15 protein-coding genes and 2 tRNA genes are annotated in these 16,712 nt (G+C 38.1%); 2 read left to right on the forward strand and 15 right to left on the reverse strand.

What is annotated here, in order from left to right:
- Nucleotides 1–392 precede the first annotated feature (392 nt).
- The 13 genes from lysS to spoIIE form a co-directional block, all read right to left on the reverse strand.
- Nucleotides 393–1,862 carry a lysine--tRNA ligase gene (lysS, locus tag BLP77_RS00005; RefSeq protein WP_176752938.1) on the reverse strand — a complete coding sequence of 490 codons (1,470 nt, stop codon included), beginning with the start codon at nucleotides 1,860–1,862 and terminating at the stop codon, nucleotides 393–395.
- Between the two features lie 68 nt (nucleotides 1,863–1,930).
- A complete protein-coding gene (gene dusB, locus BLP77_RS00010) occupies nucleotides 1,931–2,920 on the reverse strand; it encodes a tRNA dihydrouridine synthase DusB (RefSeq protein WP_093855058.1) in 990 nt (329 codons plus the stop codon).
- A gap of 5 nt (nucleotides 2,921–2,925) precedes the next feature.
- Nucleotides 2,926–3,429 carry a 2-amino-4-hydroxy-6-hydroxymethyldihydropteridine diphosphokinase gene (gene folK / locus BLP77_RS00015; protein ID WP_093855059.1) on the reverse strand — a complete coding sequence of 168 codons (504 nt, stop codon included), beginning with the start codon at nucleotides 3,427–3,429 and terminating at the stop codon, nucleotides 2,926–2,928.
- Entirely contained in the window at nucleotides 3,422–3,793 is a 372-nt protein-coding gene (gene folB / locus BLP77_RS00020; protein ID WP_093855060.1) for a dihydroneopterin aldolase, read from the reverse strand. The genes folK and folB overlap by 8 nt, the downstream gene beginning before the upstream one ends.
- The gene (gene folP / locus BLP77_RS00025) at nucleotides 3,786–4,613 is read right to left on the reverse strand and encodes a dihydropteroate synthase (RefSeq protein ID WP_093855541.1); all 828 of its coding nucleotides are present in this window, start codon (nucleotides 4,611–4,613) and stop codon (nucleotides 3,786–3,788) included. Before folP ends, folB begins: the two co-directional genes overlap by 8 nt.
- 30 nt (nucleotides 4,614–4,643) lie before the next feature.
- The gene (gene hslO, locus BLP77_RS00030; RefSeq protein ID WP_093855061.1) at nucleotides 4,644–5,513 is read right to left on the reverse strand and encodes an Hsp33 family molecular chaperone HslO; all 870 of its coding nucleotides are present in this window, start codon (nucleotides 5,511–5,513) and stop codon (nucleotides 4,644–4,646) included.
- 14 nt (nucleotides 5,514–5,527) lie between these two features.
- Complete coding sequence (locus tag BLP77_RS00035; protein WP_093855062.1) at nucleotides 5,528–6,298, reverse strand: type III pantothenate kinase; 771 nt, start codon at nucleotides 6,296–6,298, stop codon at nucleotides 5,528–5,530.
- 199 nt (nucleotides 6,299–6,497) lie between these two features.
- The gene (gene ftsH / locus BLP77_RS00040) at nucleotides 6,498–8,495 is read right to left on the reverse strand and encodes an ATP-dependent zinc metalloprotease FtsH (protein ID WP_093855063.1); all 1,998 of its coding nucleotides are present in this window, start codon (nucleotides 8,493–8,495) and stop codon (nucleotides 6,498–6,500) included.
- Nucleotides 8,496–8,612: 117 nt separating this feature from the next.
- Nucleotides 8,613–9,149 (reverse strand): hypoxanthine phosphoribosyltransferase, encoded by a 537-nt coding sequence (hpt, locus tag BLP77_RS00045; protein ID WP_093855064.1) that lies wholly within the window; start codon nucleotides 9,147–9,149, stop codon nucleotides 8,613–8,615.
- 10 nt (nucleotides 9,150–9,159) lie between these two features.
- Nucleotides 9,160–10,521, reverse strand: coding sequence for a tRNA lysidine(34) synthetase TilS (gene tilS / locus BLP77_RS00050; protein ID WP_093855065.1), 1,362 nt, complete (start codon nucleotides 10,519–10,521; stop codon nucleotides 9,160–9,162).
- 87 nt (nucleotides 10,522–10,608) lie between these two features.
- Nucleotides 10,609–11,532: a serine/threonine protein kinase gene (locus tag BLP77_RS00055; protein ID WP_093855066.1), complete on the reverse strand. Its 924-nt coding sequence runs from the start codon at nucleotides 11,530–11,532 to the stop codon at nucleotides 10,609–10,611.
- Nucleotides 11,495–12,244, reverse strand: a complete 750-nt coding sequence (locus BLP77_RS00060) for a vWA domain-containing protein (RefSeq protein WP_093855067.1) — start codon at nucleotides 12,242–12,244, stop codon at nucleotides 11,495–11,497. Before BLP77_RS00060 ends, BLP77_RS00055 begins: the two co-directional genes overlap by 38 nt.
- A gap of 74 nt (nucleotides 12,245–12,318) precedes the next feature.
- A complete protein-coding gene (gene spoIIE, locus BLP77_RS00065) occupies nucleotides 12,319–14,775 on the reverse strand; it encodes a stage II sporulation protein E (protein ID WP_093855068.1) in 2,457 nt (818 codons plus the stop codon).
- 348 nt (nucleotides 14,776–15,123) lie between these two features.
- Between spoIIE and BLP77_RS00070 the strand changes: the two genes are divergently transcribed.
- Both BLP77_RS00070 and BLP77_RS00075 read left to right on the forward strand, forming a co-directional pair.
- Nucleotides 15,124–15,197 (forward strand) — tRNA-Met (locus BLP77_RS00070).
- Between the two features lie 12 nt (nucleotides 15,198–15,209).
- A tRNA-Glu gene (locus BLP77_RS00075) sits at nucleotides 15,210–15,281 on the forward strand.
- 70 nt (nucleotides 15,282–15,351) lie between these two features.
- On the opposite strand, the gene BLP77_RS00080 is transcribed toward BLP77_RS00075, so the two are convergent.
- Nucleotides 15,352–15,759, reverse strand: a complete 408-nt coding sequence (locus BLP77_RS00080) for a hypothetical protein (RefSeq protein WP_093855069.1) — start codon at nucleotides 15,757–15,759, stop codon at nucleotides 15,352–15,354.
- Nucleotides 15,760–16,318: 559 nt separating this feature from the next.
- On the reverse strand, nucleotides 16,319–16,699 hold the full coding sequence (locus BLP77_RS00085) for a S1 domain-containing RNA-binding protein (RefSeq protein ID WP_093855070.1): 381 nt from the start codon (nucleotides 16,697–16,699) through the stop codon (nucleotides 16,319–16,321).
- Nucleotides 16,700–16,712 lie beyond the last annotated feature (13 nt).

A 16,712-nucleotide genomic window follows, 5' to 3' on the forward strand; every position in this document is an offset into this window, starting at 1 on the left:
ACTACAGGCTATTTTGTTTAGTTTTCAAGGTTCAAAGTCCGTCGCCTCAAAATGGCGACTTTATTAATATAACAATTTCTCTAGTAAATGTCAATAACTTTATGTCATTATTTTAAAAGAGAAATGGCTTCAACTTTTTGTTGTTTTTGCGTTTCCTTAACGCAACGATTAATAATTTATCATGGTTTTGACTCTATGACAATAGTTTTTTGCTTATTTTTTCGAAGAAATTCAATTCAGAAATTTTTAAGTTATTAGATTCAAATAGCTCGTCATTCACCCAGTTCACATAAGGTATCTAAATGAGTTTTTATACAACAGTTCATTCTTATATAAACAACTGCTTGCTACACCCTATTTAAATAGGTTGCAACAAGCAGCGTTAATCATACTTATTCGTTTTTAGATCGTTGACGCATTTGCGGGAATAAAAGAACGTCACGAATCGATGCTGAATTAGTAAGGAGCATAATTAAACGATCAATTCCAATCCCTAGTCCACCTGTTGGCGGCAAACCATATTCTAATGCTTCTAAGAAATCCTCATCCATTAAATGCGCTTCATCGTTTCCTTGTTCGCGTTCCTTTAGCTGTGTTTCAAAGCGTTGGCGTTGATCAATTGGATCATTTAACTCAGAAAACGCATTAGCATGCTCACGACCAACAATGAATAATTCAAAACGATCTGTAAAACGAGGGTCGTCTTCATTTTTCCTAGCTAATGGTGAAATCGCAACTGGATGACCATATACAAAGGTTGGTTGAATTAGCGAATCTTCAACTTTCTGTTCAAAGAATTCATTAACGATATGACCATATGTCATATGATCATCAACCTCGACACCGTGTTCTTTTGCAAGAGCTTGTGCATCCTCATCGCTCATCTCTGGCCAGAAGTCAACACCTGTTACTTCTTTAATAGCATCAACCATATGCCATCTCTTCCATTGAGGAGTTAAATCTACATTATAGTCACCATATTGAACCTTTGTTGTACCTAATACCTCTTCTGCAATATGTGAAATGAGGTTTTCTGTTAATGCCATAATATCATGGTAATCTGCGTATGCTTCATATAATTCGATCATCGTAAATTCAGGATTGTGTCGAGTTGAGACACCTTCATTGCGAAAGACTCGTCCTATTTCATAAACTTTCTCTAATCCACCGACAATCAAGCGTTTTAAATGTAGCTCGATGGCAATGCGCATATATAATGGTATATCTAATGCATTGTGGTGAGTGACAAACGGACGTGCAGAAGCTCCTCCAGGAATCGAATGCATCATCGGTGTTTCAACCTCTAGGAAACCTTTATTATTTAAATAACGACGCATCGATTGAATAATTTTACTACGTAGGATAAACGTATCGCGACTTTCTAAATTGGTAATTAAATCTAAATAACGTTGGCGATAACGTTGTTCAACATCCTTTAACCCATGAAACTTATCAGGTAATGGACGTAGTGACTTTGTTAAGAAGAAGAATTCATCTGCTTTTACAGAAAGTTCTCCAACATTTGTTTTAAATACGACACCTTTTACACCGACAATGTCGCCTAAGTCAGCTTGCTTAAATACTTCGTAAGCATCCTCGCCAATGCGATCTTTACGAACATAAATTTGGATTTGACCTTCTAAATCTTGAATATGGGCAAATCCCGCTTTACCTTTTCCGCGCTTCGTCATAATACGGCCTGCAATCATTGCTGGAATTTGCTTTTCTTCAAGCTCTTCTTTGGAAAATTCATCATAAGATTGGATTAATTGTTTGGATAAATGGGTTCGATCAAATCGGTCCCCGAACACATTGACCCCATTTTCCTGCAGAGCGTGTAATTTTTCAATACGCGCTTCCATTTGGTCATTGACTTCTTCTGACACTATACTCACCTCAATAATCTAATAGTCTATTATGGTAAAAAACGTTATGACGCCTTCGAAGTTACTTTTAATTCTTGAACGTATTCCTCTAAGATTTCAACTAACTTTTCTTTTGATTCGCACTCATTTATACGTTTTCTAACTTTACCATTACCTTTAAGGCCTTTCAAGTACCATGCAGCGTGCTTACGCATTTCTAATATTGCTGTATGTTCACCTTTTAGGCGAATTAAACGTTCCATGTGTAAACGGCATACTTCGATTTTATCTTCAGGAGCTGGTTCACCGATTAATTCACCTGTTTCAAGATACTTAACCGTACGATAAATCACCCACGGATTTCCTAATGCAGCACGACCAATCATAATCGCGTCAACACCCGTTTCATCTAGGCGTTGTTTAGCGACTTGTGGTGTATCAATATCACCATTCCCAATAACAGGGATATTTACACTTTCTTTCACTTGACGAACGATGTCCCAATCAGCATAACCATCATACATTTGAACACGCGTACGACCGTGAAGTGATACAGCTTTTGCTCCAGCCCCTTCAATAGCATGAGCATTTTCAATCGCTAAAATATGGTCATCGTCCCAGCCTTTACGCATCTTAACCGTTACGGGTTTGTCAACGGCATCAACGACCGCGCTAACCATTTCATTTATTTTGTTAGGGTCTAATAGCCACTTCGATCCAGCATCACACTTCGTAATTTTAGGAACCGGGCACCCCATGTTAATGTCGATAATATCCGCTGTCGTGTTCTGATCAACAAACTGTGCTGCTTCAACAAGGGATTGTTTTTCCCCACCGAAGATTTGAAGGCTCATCGGTTTTTCACCTTCGTCGATATAAAGCATATTCATCGTTTTATCATTTTTATTAATAATACCTTTATCGCTTACCATTTCCGCACAAACGAGTCCCGCACCAAACTCTTTAACCGTGAGTCGAAATGCTGAGTTACAAACGCCAGCCATCGGCGCTAGAACAACGCGATTCGGGATGGTAATATCACCAATCTCAAACATAAGTTTCACCTCTCTAAAACGGATTTATCATATAATATAGCGTCATCCAATTCACTTTTGGGTAATTGAACAAGCCATTCTTTAATAGGTTTCCCTTTTAACTCTAAATTCGGTGCAATCTCTTGTAAAGGAACAAGTACAAATGCACGCTCATGCATTCTCGGGTGTGGAATCGTAAGGGTTTTGGTATCTATCGTCTTATTATCGAATACTAATAGGTCTAAGTCAATGGAACGCGGTCCAAAACGGATGGTTCTAATCCTTCCTAATTGCTGTTCCACCTGTAGACAAAAGGCTAATAAGTCATATGGCTCTAATGTTGTTTGAACCTCAATAACCATGTTTAAAAAATCATCTTGATCCGTGTAGCCGACCGGCTTCGTCTCATAAATCGATGATACCTGCGTTACCTCTATATCTTGATGTTGTTGTAAATTTTCAATAGCCTGTTGTAGATGTAGTCGTCTTGGTTCTATATTTGTACCTAATGCAATATAGGCTTTATTCATAGTCTTTGCGCTCCCGCTCAATTTCAACTGCCACTGATTCGTAATAGCCAGGGATTGGCGGCCCAGGCTTATTCACCTTAATAATCACACCATGAAGCGCCTCAAATGTAGTAAATAAGCGTTTAGCTATATCTTCAGCTACCGTCTCAATCAAATTTTTAGCTTCACCTTCAACAACCTGCCCAACAACTTTGTATACATGGCCGTAATGAATACTATCGTTCATATCGTCTGTATGTCCCGCTTTTTTTAAATCGGTTAGCAATTGCAAGTCCACTGTGAAACGTTGACCAAGCTTATTCTCTTCTGGATATAACCCGTGATAGCCATAAAACATCATATCATTTAATAAAATTTTATCCATGAAGATGGTCTCCTTTACCTAGTATGGCATCCATCATTTTGACAGCACGAGAAACTTTCTTTACATCGTGAACACGTACGATTTCAACACCTTGTTGAATGCCGCTACAAACCGTTGCAATCGTTCCTTCTAAACGTTCTTCAACTGGTAGATCGAGGGCTTTACCTACTACTGATTTTCGTGACGTTCCGAGTAACATAGGATAACCTAATGTCTGCAATTCATGAAGACGCCTCATTGCTAGTAAGTTGTGCTGTTGTGTCTTTCCAAATCCCACGCCAGGGTCTAAAATGATTTTGTTTTTAGATACCCCACGTTTAATTGCAATGTCTATGCTTTCAGCGAGGCTTTTTTTCATATCCTCAATCAAATCATCATAGTGTGGTTCATCTTGGTTATGCATCAAAATGATAGGGGTATTATATGTCTTCGAGACATCGGCAATTTCCGGATCCGCCTTAGCTCCCCAAACATCATTAATGATCGTAGCACCAGCTTGAACAGCATGATCAGCTGTTTTCGCCTTAAATGTATCAATAGAAACGGGTACATCGAGATGAGTTGTAACCTGTTCAATCATCGGAACAACGCGTTCTATTTCTTCATCTGCACTGACAGGCTTGTGTCCTGGTCGGGTAGATTCACCCCCGATATCGATTATTTTCGCACCGTTTTCAACCATAAACTTAGCATGTTCAATTGCCTTTGACTTGGTATTAAACTTGCCACCATCTGAAAACGAGTCGGGTGTAACATTTAAAATTCCCATGACAATCGTTTCTTGATCAAAATTGAGTCGATACTGTTCATTAACTATCATGTGATGCAACAGTGGTCCTCCCCTCACCTATTACTGTTTTAAGCGTTCTAAGTCCTCTACTGTAAAGTGATATTGCTCATGACAGAACTGACAGGTGGCTTCCGCTCCACCATCTTTTTCAATCATATCATCAATCTCATCATTACCTAGACTAGAAATCGCTCGTTCTAGACGTTCTTTAGAACATTGACATTTAAACTGAACATCCGATTTAGATAAAAGCTTCCACTCCCCATTTGGGAAGATTTCATCTAAAACATCCTCAGGTGAATATCCGTCACGGATTAATGAAGAGATTGGTTTGATTTCTGATAACCTTTTTTCTAATTGTTTAACCGTAAACTCTGATGCATCTGGTAACATTTGTACAATAAAACCACCCGAAGCTAAAATCGTAAAATCGGGGTTAACTAAAACACCAGCCCCAACAGCGGATGGGACCTGTTCTGATGAAGCAAAATAATAGGTGAAATCTTCACTCACTTCTCCAGAGACAATCGGTACTTGGCCTGTAAAATGGTTTTTCAAGCCTAAATCTTTGACGATGCTAAGTGACCCGTTTATCCCAACAGCGCGACGTACATCCAGTTTCCCTTTCTCATTTAAATCAAAATCAACGTGTGGATTTTTAACATATCCCCGGACGTCACCATGCGCATTACTATCTGCGATTACGTAACCTAATGGTCCATCACCTTCAAGCTTAGCGGTTAATTTATCATCACCTTTTAACATCATTCCCATCATAGCAGAGATGGTCATCGTCCGACCTAAAGCAGCTGATGCTGTTGCCCATGTATCTTGTCTTTGACATGCTTCATTGACTAAATCTGTAGAACGGATTGCAAAGGCGCGAACACTCCCGTTATACGCCATTGCACGAATCATATAATCACTCATGTTGGTCACCCTTTTTATTTCTTATTTAAGCCATATATTTCATACAATCCCTTTAAGGTTAATGCTGAATCAACATAATCAATCGTTTTGGAGCCTTTAGCGATCAATTTAGCTAAACCACCAGTTGCAATAACAGTTGGCTCTTTGTTCGCTTGATCCTTGATCCGGTTAACAACTTCGTCGACTTGTCCGACATAACCAAAATAAATACCTGATTGAATCGCATCGACTGTTGATTTACCGATAACATTGTCAGGACGTGTAATTTCAATGCGTGGTAGTTTAGCTGCTTTAGAATACAGTGCCTCAGTCGAAACATTAATACCTGGCGTAATCGCACCACCTTCATATTCTTTATGCTCATTGATGTAACAAAATGTTGTGGCGGTTCCAAAGTCAATAATCACGAGAGGTGCACGATACTCTTTGATGGCGCCGACAGCATTGACAACACGGTCAGCTCCGATTTCCCTTGGGTTAGGGTAATTGGTTTTTAAATGCGACTTAACATTATTAGATCCAACAATAAGTGGATCAAGATGAAAATAACGTTCACACATTTTTTCTAAAGCAAACATAATAGGAGGGACAACCGAAGATATAATGACACCTTCAAAGTCCTCAAACGAAAGTCCATTATGCTGAAGTAATGATTTAATTCTCATCGCGTATTCATCTTCTGTTTTATGGCGATTGGTCGCTAAACGCCATTGATATGTTAGTTTGCCTTGATCGAATACACCTAATACAGTATTTGTATTACCAACATCTAAAACAAAAATCATAGCTTCAACCCATTTCTTAAAAATAATCTATTGTTGCTTTCGTATGATATACGTGTTAAGTATATTGTTTTTACAACGTAAATCATAACATAATTTATCTAGACTGTGTGATTAGAAAATTCTCGTGTGATTTGCGGCTGAAAAGCTATGCCTAATAAAAAATGCCCCCACCTATATTAGGTGGAGACATTGGCTATATTTATTCTTTGCGATTGTCGTCTTCAGAGGCATTCTCTGATTGTTCAGGGTCTTCTTTCTTTTGAATGTTGACGCGAACATCCTGATTATCGTCGGAACCCGCAGCATTATGTTCCTCCTGCTGTTCCGTTGTTGCTGACAATTCACCTTCATGATCGTCGTCTTTCGTTTTATCCGGAAGAACGCCTTCTTCAAACAAGCCTCGAATTTGAGCTGCGTCTAATGTTTCAACTTCTAATAACGTTTTCGCAATCAACTCGAGCTGTTTTTGGTGCTCAGTTAAGATTTCTTTAGCACGTTCATAACAAGATTTAATAATCGATTGAATTTCTTGGTCAATGACATAAGCAATTTGATCACTATAATTTGGATCATTTTGAATGTCGCGGCCTAAGAACACCTGACCACCTGAACTTCCGAACTGAAGTGGTCCAATCTTATCACTCATACCGAATTCGGTTACCATTTTACGTGCAATGTTTGTCGCTCGCTGGAAGTCATTGTGGGCACCTGTACTAACCTCGCCAAAAATAATTTCCTCAGACACGCGACCACCGAGTAGTCCCGTAATTTTATCCAATAGCTCTGGTTTTGTTTGGAAGTAACGATCTTCTTTCGGTAACATGACGGCATAACCACCTGCCTGACCACGCGGTACAATCGTTACCTTGTGAACCATGTCAGCTTCATCTAACACCATACCAATGACGGTATGTCCACTCTCGTGATAAGCGACAATATTTTTCTCTTTTTCAGAAATAACCTTGCTCTTCTTAGCTGGACCAGCTATGACACGGTCAATCGCTTCATCGACGTGAACCATAGAAATTTTCTTCACATCATCACGGGCTGCAACAAGAGCTGCCTCGTTTAATAAGTTTTCTAAATCTGCACCAGAAAATCCTGGTGTACGCATCGCAATGGTTTTAAGTTCGACGTCTTCAGCTAAAGGTTTGTTTTTCGCATGTACTTGTAAAACTTCTTGACGACCTTTTACATCAGGTGCGTTTACTGTGATTTGACGGTCAAAACGTCCTGGACGTAATAAAGCTGGGTCTAAAATGTCTGGACGGTTAGTCGCTGCAATCATAATGATTCCTTCGTTAACGCCAAAACCATCCATCTCAACAAGTAATTGGTTTAACGTTTGTTCACGCTCATCGTGTCCGCCACCGACACCTGCGCCACGCTGACGACCTACGGCATCAATCTCATCAATGAACACGATACATGGTGAATTTTTCTTCGCATTTTCAAATAAATCACGTACACGGGAAGCACCGACACCGACAAACATCTCAACGAAGTCTGAACCACTAATTGAGAAGAACGGCACACCTGCTTCACCGGCAACGGCTTTTGCAAGTAAGGTTTTACCAGTACCTGGAGGACCTACTAATAGTATCCCTTTAGGAATTCTAGCACCTAATTCTGAGAATTTACGCGGGTCTTTTAAGAAATCAACAACCTCGACTAATTCTTGTTTCTCTTCATCTGCCCCTGCTACATCAGGGAATTTCGTTTTCTTCTTATCCTCTGTATACATCTTCGCCTTACTTTTACCAAAATTCATCATACGGCCTCCGCCGCCTTGCATTTGTCCAAGTAAGAAGAAGAATAGAATAAACAGGATAATAAATGGTATTAACGTAGTGAAAAAGCGTGCCCATGCACTAGGCTCTTCAGCCGGTTCAACCGTTAAAATACTTTGCTCTTCGGCTTGTGCAAAAATGTCACTTAAAACTTGTTCATTATTCGGGATATTAGCACGGAACGATGTTAACCCATCGTCGCCATTATATTCCCCTCTTGCTTCATACGCTTGATTTGTATATTGAATGGTCAACTCTTCAATTTGACCATTTTCTAACGCATCCGTAAATTCATTATAGTTGAGCTGAGCTGTATCAGGATTTGGATTATTTAACATCCCAATAATGGCAATCAGCACTAAAAATATAATGAAGAAAAAGAATGTATTTCGGAACACTCGGTTCATTACGTAGCCTCCTCCTAAACGACAAAACTAAACTCATACTACCATATTAGATTTTATTCTCTCAACTTATAGCCATTGAACTTTTTTTACAATTGGTCCAGGCCATTATATAACAATTTATGAATAAATTTCTGGTTTTAATACTCCGATATATGGAAGGTTCCGATATTTCTCTTGATAATCTAATCCATACCCTACCACAAAGGCATCAGGAACTTCAAAACCAACTAAATCAGCCCTTATCCCTGTTTGTCTCCCAGATGGCTTATCTAATAACGTCACGATGGTGATTGAATTCGCCTGACGATATTTAAACAAATCCACTAAATAATTTAACGTAAGGCCGCTATCGATAATATCTTCAATTATTAATAAATCTCGATCGTTTACCTTAGTGTTAAGGTCTTTTATTATTTTAACCTCTCCCGTTGAGCGCATACCACCTTCATAGCTTGAAACGTCCATAAAGTCCATCTCAATATGAGTATTAACACGTTTTAAAAGATCACTCATGAACGGCATAGCGCCTTTAAGTACCCCAACTGCTAAAGGGAATTTTCCATCAAACTGTTCGGTAATAATAGAGGCTAATTCTTTTGTCTTCTCTTGAATTTCCTCTTCGGTAATCAATACTTCTTTAATCTCATCGTGCATGGAGATCCTCCTAATTGTTAATATCGATCGTTATCTTGATGTTTTGCTTACCGCTATCTTTTACTAAATGACTTTTACATATATATGGTATCCATATAATTTCACCGTCACCATTCACAATAATCGGCCATTCATCTCTTAAATACTGCGGGATTTTTTCATTAATAAAAATATCTTTAATTTTTTGATGGCCTTTCATACCTAAAGGTTGAATTCGATCCCCATTTTTCCTTGAACGTACCGTGATTGGTAACGTTATGTGATGTTTATCACAAATAAGGCTATCCTGATTTCCCGGATCAGATTGCGCTACTTCAGATAAATACATTAGCCACCCATTCGGAAGGGTGATGGTCTCATCTAATGAAAGCTGATAATCATAAGATGACGCGACATGTTTACCTTTTTGAATATAGCATTGATCATAGGCTTTAATGAAAGTCAACCTATCCATGATTACAAATTGACCATTAGGTTGACCTGATTCAATCCATTCTTTAAACCCTTGGAAATAATCTTTGTCAATAGATTTTTCATAATCAAGATAGTTTAATATTAGATGAAAGGCTCTCCTTTGTAAAGGTAATGAAAATTCTTTAAAAGCCTTTAGTGAAAACGTTAGGTTCTCTTTTTGAAATGTGGCGATTTCATCTAATTTTTCCTTCGCCAAACGATTTAAAAATTGATCCTCTTCCTCAAGCTGTTCATGTAAACGTGATAGTCCATTTTGTAAATTTGGATTTTCCTCTTTCAGTAATGGAATAATTTTCTGACGTACCCGATTACGTGTATATTTGATATCTTCATTGGATTGGTCAATTCTTGGCGTCATTTGAAGGTCATTCAAATATTGCCATAATTCATCTTTCGTCAAGCATAAAAATGGACGTATGATAACTTGTTCACCAAAACGACGCTTGATCGGCATCCCTGTAGGGCGTACACCCTTTATAAATTGCATCACTAATGACTCGACTAAGTCATCTTGATGATGTGCCAAAACAAGTTTAGCTTGTGGTGTATCCTTCATCTTTTTTTGAAAAAATTGATACCTTAATGCCCGGGCAGCAGCTTGTGTCCCAACCTGCTGTTCTTTTTGATATTGTTTAACATCAACACGCCCAATTTGACATGGAATTCCTAAAGACTCGGATTGTTTTTTAACAAAAAGGGCATCTTCAAAAGAGTCTTGTTCTCTCAATTGATGATCAACCGTTAATGTATATAAAGTTAAATCCCACGAAGTTTGGATGGAAGCAAAAAAATGCAATAGTGCCAACGAATCAGGCCCGCCAGAAACCGCTAAAAAAAGGGTGTCTCCTTTATTAAAAAGCTGATGTTTCTGATTATCGGCTAAAATTTTGTCTTTCATCTATTACGGCACTCCATCTTCGTAAAATTACTGTCTGTTTCATGGTATCACTTTATAAAAAAGAAGTTCAATCAAAGTACCTCTCATTTAGAAAATAAAGTAATAAAACAACAACATATGAATGCTAATAATAGAACTCATACCTAAGATTTCAGCTAAATGATTATCCTGATTGTGTTTAGGTTGTCTCTGAATCCGTTTAGACTTTTTCTTGAGTTGGTTATTTAACTGAATAAGGGCTTGCCTCATCTCTTGGGCTGAACGGTACTTCCCATGTAAAGCTTGACGAATAACACCGTGATATGGTTTCAGTTGAACGGACTGGTGGAGAATTCTCATAATATCTTTATGGTTTGATTTTTGAACCATACTATTTGGATCCATATTTAACATACAAACCGCATAAGCAAATAAATCATATTTTGGTTCGGCCCGGCGATCTCCCATTTTCCAATAACCTCGGTCATACCAAGTTGTATACTCACGGATTGAACGGCCGATTTGAGTTACCCCACCGACGTCGACTAACCGCGCACGTTTTGTCCGTTTCTCAACCAATATGTTATCGGGTTTTAAATCCCCAAATATGTAACCTAATTGGTGTAATTGGTGGAGCTGAGATAGAAGCTGTATACTTAAACGGTTTAGCCAGTTTAGGCCTTTTTGGTCAATCCATTTTTTTAAGGGTATGCCGTCGATGTACTCCATGACATAAAAAGCATATTTATCATGTTGGTTAACCTTAGCATCATCAACATCCAATAAAAGAGGCCCAAGTGGGTAACCTTGGGCCTTTTTTAACGTCTTTAGGACATTCACCTCTGCTGAAATGACTGAAGAATCTTGGCTAATTTTTAATGCAACATAACGATTCTGGTTATAGGCCAAATATATTGAACCACGTGCACCTTCTCCTATTTGACGTGCAATTACATAAGTTTCCTTATTCCATATGCCTGTTAACTTCTGGTGCTTAGAAAGACGAACCGTGGGATGAATCGATAATGTCATCCGATTCTTCACTCCATTCTTCTAATGCAGGGACGTCCTGAAATGCCCTGACCACCTGTTTCAACGCAGCTCCTGTCGGGGTAATTCCCCCTGCTGCTAATTTCGGGAAAACTTTGGCTACTCTTTTTCCATCATTTGTCCACGGTAATAACTCTTTGACGACTTGGTTTCTGGCTGGGAATTGATAGATTGAATAATAATGATTACCTGTTCGTGCTTGTAAACTTAAAATAAAATCATCAATGGCGTCCTTTACAGCCTCCATTTTATGTTGCATACTCGCGCTCGTATCAACTAACATTAAAACTTGTAAATCAACGCTTTCACCTAAATCCTCTACGACACGCTGAACCTCCCCACGCGTTTCTGGAGGTAGGTCTTCTTCTTTTGTTTCTTTACCAAATATCTCTTTTAATTCTTTTGATACAAAGCCCTGAATCGTCTGACTCATCGCCTGGCGAGTGACAGTTTGAACGGTTTCAGATAATACATCCGCATAGACGATACGGCTAATACCATTTCCGGCTTTCGCGATTTCATTGACTTCAGATAATCCTTCTGGCTCCTCCGTTTGCTCGTCATCAAGCACCCCTACAACATTAACGGCAATGCCTTTTTGTGAAATCATTGAACTGACTTGAATGGGATCTTCCCCTTGATTCGAACAACCATCAGTAATTAATAAGACTTGGCGAATTGTTCCTGTATTCATCATAGCGCCTCCTTAAACCTTTTTAACCATTGTTGACAAATTAAGCGCTACCTATACCACTAGATTAAAAGATTTTACAACGAATTAACGTAGCCGAAGGATGCCCATTTCGGTTTGCTTTTTTCTATTTTTGTCACTAAAACGGTCATATCATCTAATATTTTTCCATGATTACTGCGGACAACTTCTTCTAAAACTAGATCTGCAATTTCTTGCGGTTCATCTGTTTCAATATCTTTAAGTTTGTTTTTTAACCATGTTTCACGATTATGATTAAGGTGAGTCGTCTCAAGAAGACCATCACTGACCATGACTAAAATGTCGCCATCCTTCAACGTCTCATTAACTGGATCGACATCAAACTCTTCTAAAATACCGATTGGAACATTACTTCCTTCAACAGGGTAAGCGTCACCGGCACGGATAATAAAGCTAATCATTGCACCGATCTTTAGGAAATTAACGCGCGGTAATTGTAAATCAAAAATCGCTAAATCTAATGTGGCATAAATTTCGTCTGACGTTCGTAGAGATAGAATAGAATTAATGGATTGAATGGCAACTCGCTCATTAATCCCCGATTGCAAAATTTGTTTTAAAAGTTTTAACGTTTCTGAGCTTTCTAAATATGCGCGCTCGCCATTACCCATACCATCGCTAATAGCAAGGGCATAACGGCTTTTACCTAGCTCTAGCATCAAATAGCTATCACCTGATAGAAAATTACCGTTCTTTGCCGCATGAGCCACACCTGTCGTTAATTGATAATTTTTAATCGATGAAAAGAAAAAGGTTCGAGTGCCTGTGCGCTGATCAGCTGGATCTTCTGATTCTACGACAATCGTTTCATCAAATAGTTCAGATAGCATCGGGGCAATTAGTTTTTCGCCCTCACCGTGATAATCGTGGAAATGTAGTGTCATTTCAATATCGACATTACCATGGTCAATGGAATAGAGTTCCAAATGGTCTAGTGTTAAATTTAAACGTTGAACCATTCGTTTAATTTCTTCCTCATGCCAATCATGCTCTTGGCGCTCTTTTAAGATCTCCTTTGCAAAATTATTCATGACTTCTGAAACACCATTTAATTGTTCTGAAACAAACTTTCGACTCTCCTTAACTTGCTGTTTTAAACGCTGGTTGGCTTGATAGAATGAAAGCTCATAACGCATTTGATCGACCATTTGATCCTGTTTAACGCAGAAGTTTTTCAATTTACCAACATTAAGGTTTAATTGAGATAAATCCTGATTTTCAATTGATTGAATCGTATTTTGTAAAACGGAATACGTTCTATCAAAGTTGTTCACCCAGCAGGCATGCTTTTTTAAACATGTTTGACAGGTTTTTTCCGTAACACGGCTTAAATATTCATCGACTTCAGCCGTCGAATCTAAGTTTTTGTTTTTCTGATCGGTATCATAATAAGCAAAACTATGTGATAAAGCTTGAAACATTTCTGAGAATTTTTCAACGCGTTCAGCGGTAACATTTCGAACCTTTTTGACGTATTGCTCTTGAGCCTCTTTTTCCTCTTCCGTTCCAGGAACAATGGTGGCAATACGCTTAACCAGTTTCTTCGGGGTCAAAATAAACACAGTTGCCGCGACAAGCGATTCTAGTAGCAACTGTTGAAATGAAACCGAATCAACCTGATACATCCCAATTAGAACAACAGAAACAAAAAGTCCGACAATAACACCGTATTTATTCGTTGCCTTTAATAATCCCCCGAGTAAACCCGCTAGAGCAAGTAAACTTACTTGATAGAGGTTAAAGGTACTAACGAGACTCAGCATTAATCCTACAATCACCCCGATTGCTGAGCCGACTGTCGCTCCTGAGATAAAGGCAGCTAATAGAATAAAATACTTTGAGCCTACTTGCTCAAGCTCGACACCTGATAACGATATTCCGACAAACCCCGTTAACACAGATGTCGTTAAGATAACTAAACAGATCAACTCCTCAACCTTTACTTTTAAGGCCGGTCGATTATTGGATAAAAACGGAAAGGACTGCAAAAAAATCATGACTAAAAACGCACTCAAGATTGCTTCAACAGCTAAAATAGCTGCATCATACATCACGATATCGCCTATATATAAATAGTATAGCCCTCTTCCTATCATCGAGCTTAATAATGTCGCAATAAACATCGGTGCTGTTATTTTCGATGATTTTGTTAAAAATAGTTTATATATAAACATTAATATTAAACCAGCAGAAATAATATAGACAGCTTGTAATAGATTAGTTGATAAAGCCCCTAAAGATAAAAAAAGAAACACGGAAAAAGCTAATTGTTTTCGTGTTATGATCGTTGCGGCTAAAAAAGCCAATGCAAATGGAGATAAAGAAGATAATATAATGGCTCGTCCTAAAAAGAAACCGATAATAAACAGCAACCAGCCTTGGTCAAATAACTTCTGAACGATAAACGATTTAATAGATTGAAAGAGTTGATGTACTCTTTGAGTTTTCGGTTGTTCTGTAGCTACTGCTCCTACTTTTGAAAACATGTCCATTTGACGACCACTCCTTTAACCATGATTCAAACACATAGATGAGGTAGTTTTTTGTCAAAATAGAGTGTCTTCATAGAAAAAGTTTTCGACTTTTCAACGTTGTTATTCTTACTTTTTCTACACAAACTTCATGGCTTCATCTGTAAAGAAAACTCGTCGAGTGGTGAGCTTTTTAAGCGTAGTCAAAGAAATGACTGCATTTATTTGTATCCTTTAGTAAATCTAAAAAGTATCATCAAAATCAAGCAATCTTTGTAGCTTTGTGAAAAGTTATCAAAAAATATGTTGACACAATAATTATCGTGTTGTACTATAAATTTTGTGTTTGAAAAACGCACTTAATGACATGGCGGTGTAGCTCAGCTGGCGAGAGCGTACGGTTCATACCCGTGAGGTCGGGGGTTCGATCCCCTCCGCCGCTACTTTTATCTCACGGCCCGTTGGTCAAGCGGTTAAGACACCGCCCTTTCACGGCGGTAACACGGGTTCGAGTCCCGTACGGGTCACTATTATAAAAACACGCTTCTTTCACATAGAGTGAAGGAAGCGTGTTTTTTGGTGTATTCGTTCTTTTTATTAGGGATTTGTCGATATTCCTTTATTTAAAGATGTAAATTCAAATAAATATTCTTTTACATTATCAGGAAGCTCCTCTACTTTAACAATTTCTAATTTGTTTGCTCCAGGAGCAGTCATAATTATGTACGCCTTTTCATAATAGTCAACAACAGTGAATTGCATAATTCTACTTGCATTATTTCCACCTACATCTGACATATACTTATAATCTTTCTGTTTAAAATTAGATTCATAACCTTCCAATATTAAATTCTCCACTTCAGCAAAATCATCTGAATATCTAATAGATTCAAATAAATCAATTGAATTTTTAGGATTAAGAAAAAAAACATAGTAATATATTAAAACCACCAATAAAATAAACATTACAACAGAAGATGTTTTCCAATTTTTGTTATCCCTCATAATAAACTTCACTCCAATATATGTTAATTAATAATATAATTCTAATATGAATCAATTTCATAATTCATGCTTTATAAAATGAATACAAACCTAGAATTGTCTTTTTTGCGTATTTTTGCATGTCACTTGTTAGTCATATAAAATCGCTCTATGCAGCTCCGTTGGACTCCATCTGCTGCTTTCCGCGGACGAACCGCCAAGCCTCCTCGAGAAAAGCACCCTGCGGGGTTCGGCTGGCCCGTTTTTCCGCAGGAGTCTCGCAGATTCCGTCCAACTACGCATACAATTTGATTTTTAATTGTAGTTCTACAATTCCCACATTGAACTTTAATAGTTCCTTTCATTCAAGATGCTGATCCTAAACTTGACCATAATTGGATTCTTCGCGGTCTAACATGAAAATTATAGATGATTATAAATCGTTGGGGTAAAGACAAAATTAATCAGGGATTAACATAATGATTCGAGATTTACGTAAAATAGCTACCTATCAACGTGATAGGTAGCTTGATTTATCTCCATCAATTAATTACTCACAAATCTTTTTTCGACAGCAAGTTTATCCTCGTTTAGCACCTCGACCTCCACGACGAGATTCCGTGTGCTTCTTAAGTGAAGCGAGCTTATCTTCACTATCCTTTAAAAATTTGTTCATTTTAGATTCAAAGCTTTCGCTACGTTTTTTTTGAACCTGTTTCTGATAGTTCTCATCCGCCTTTTTTATGGATAAGCCGATTTTCCCGTCTTTTTCCACATTTAAGACTTTTACCTCTACTTCATCTCCAACAGAAAGGTGCTCGTTAATATCCTTAACGAATTTGTTAGCAACTTCACTAATGTGCACCAATCCTGTTGAACCCTCTGGTAGTTCAACAAATGCTCCAAAGTTTGTTATGCGGGTAACTTTACCACGCAACTTGCTGCCTACTTCAACTGACATAAAAGAAATGCTC

The sequence above is a fragment of the Tenuibacillus multivorans genome, assembly GCF_900103915.1.
GTDB lineage: Bacteria > Bacillota > Bacilli > Bacillales > Alkalibacillaceae > Tenuibacillus > Tenuibacillus multivorans.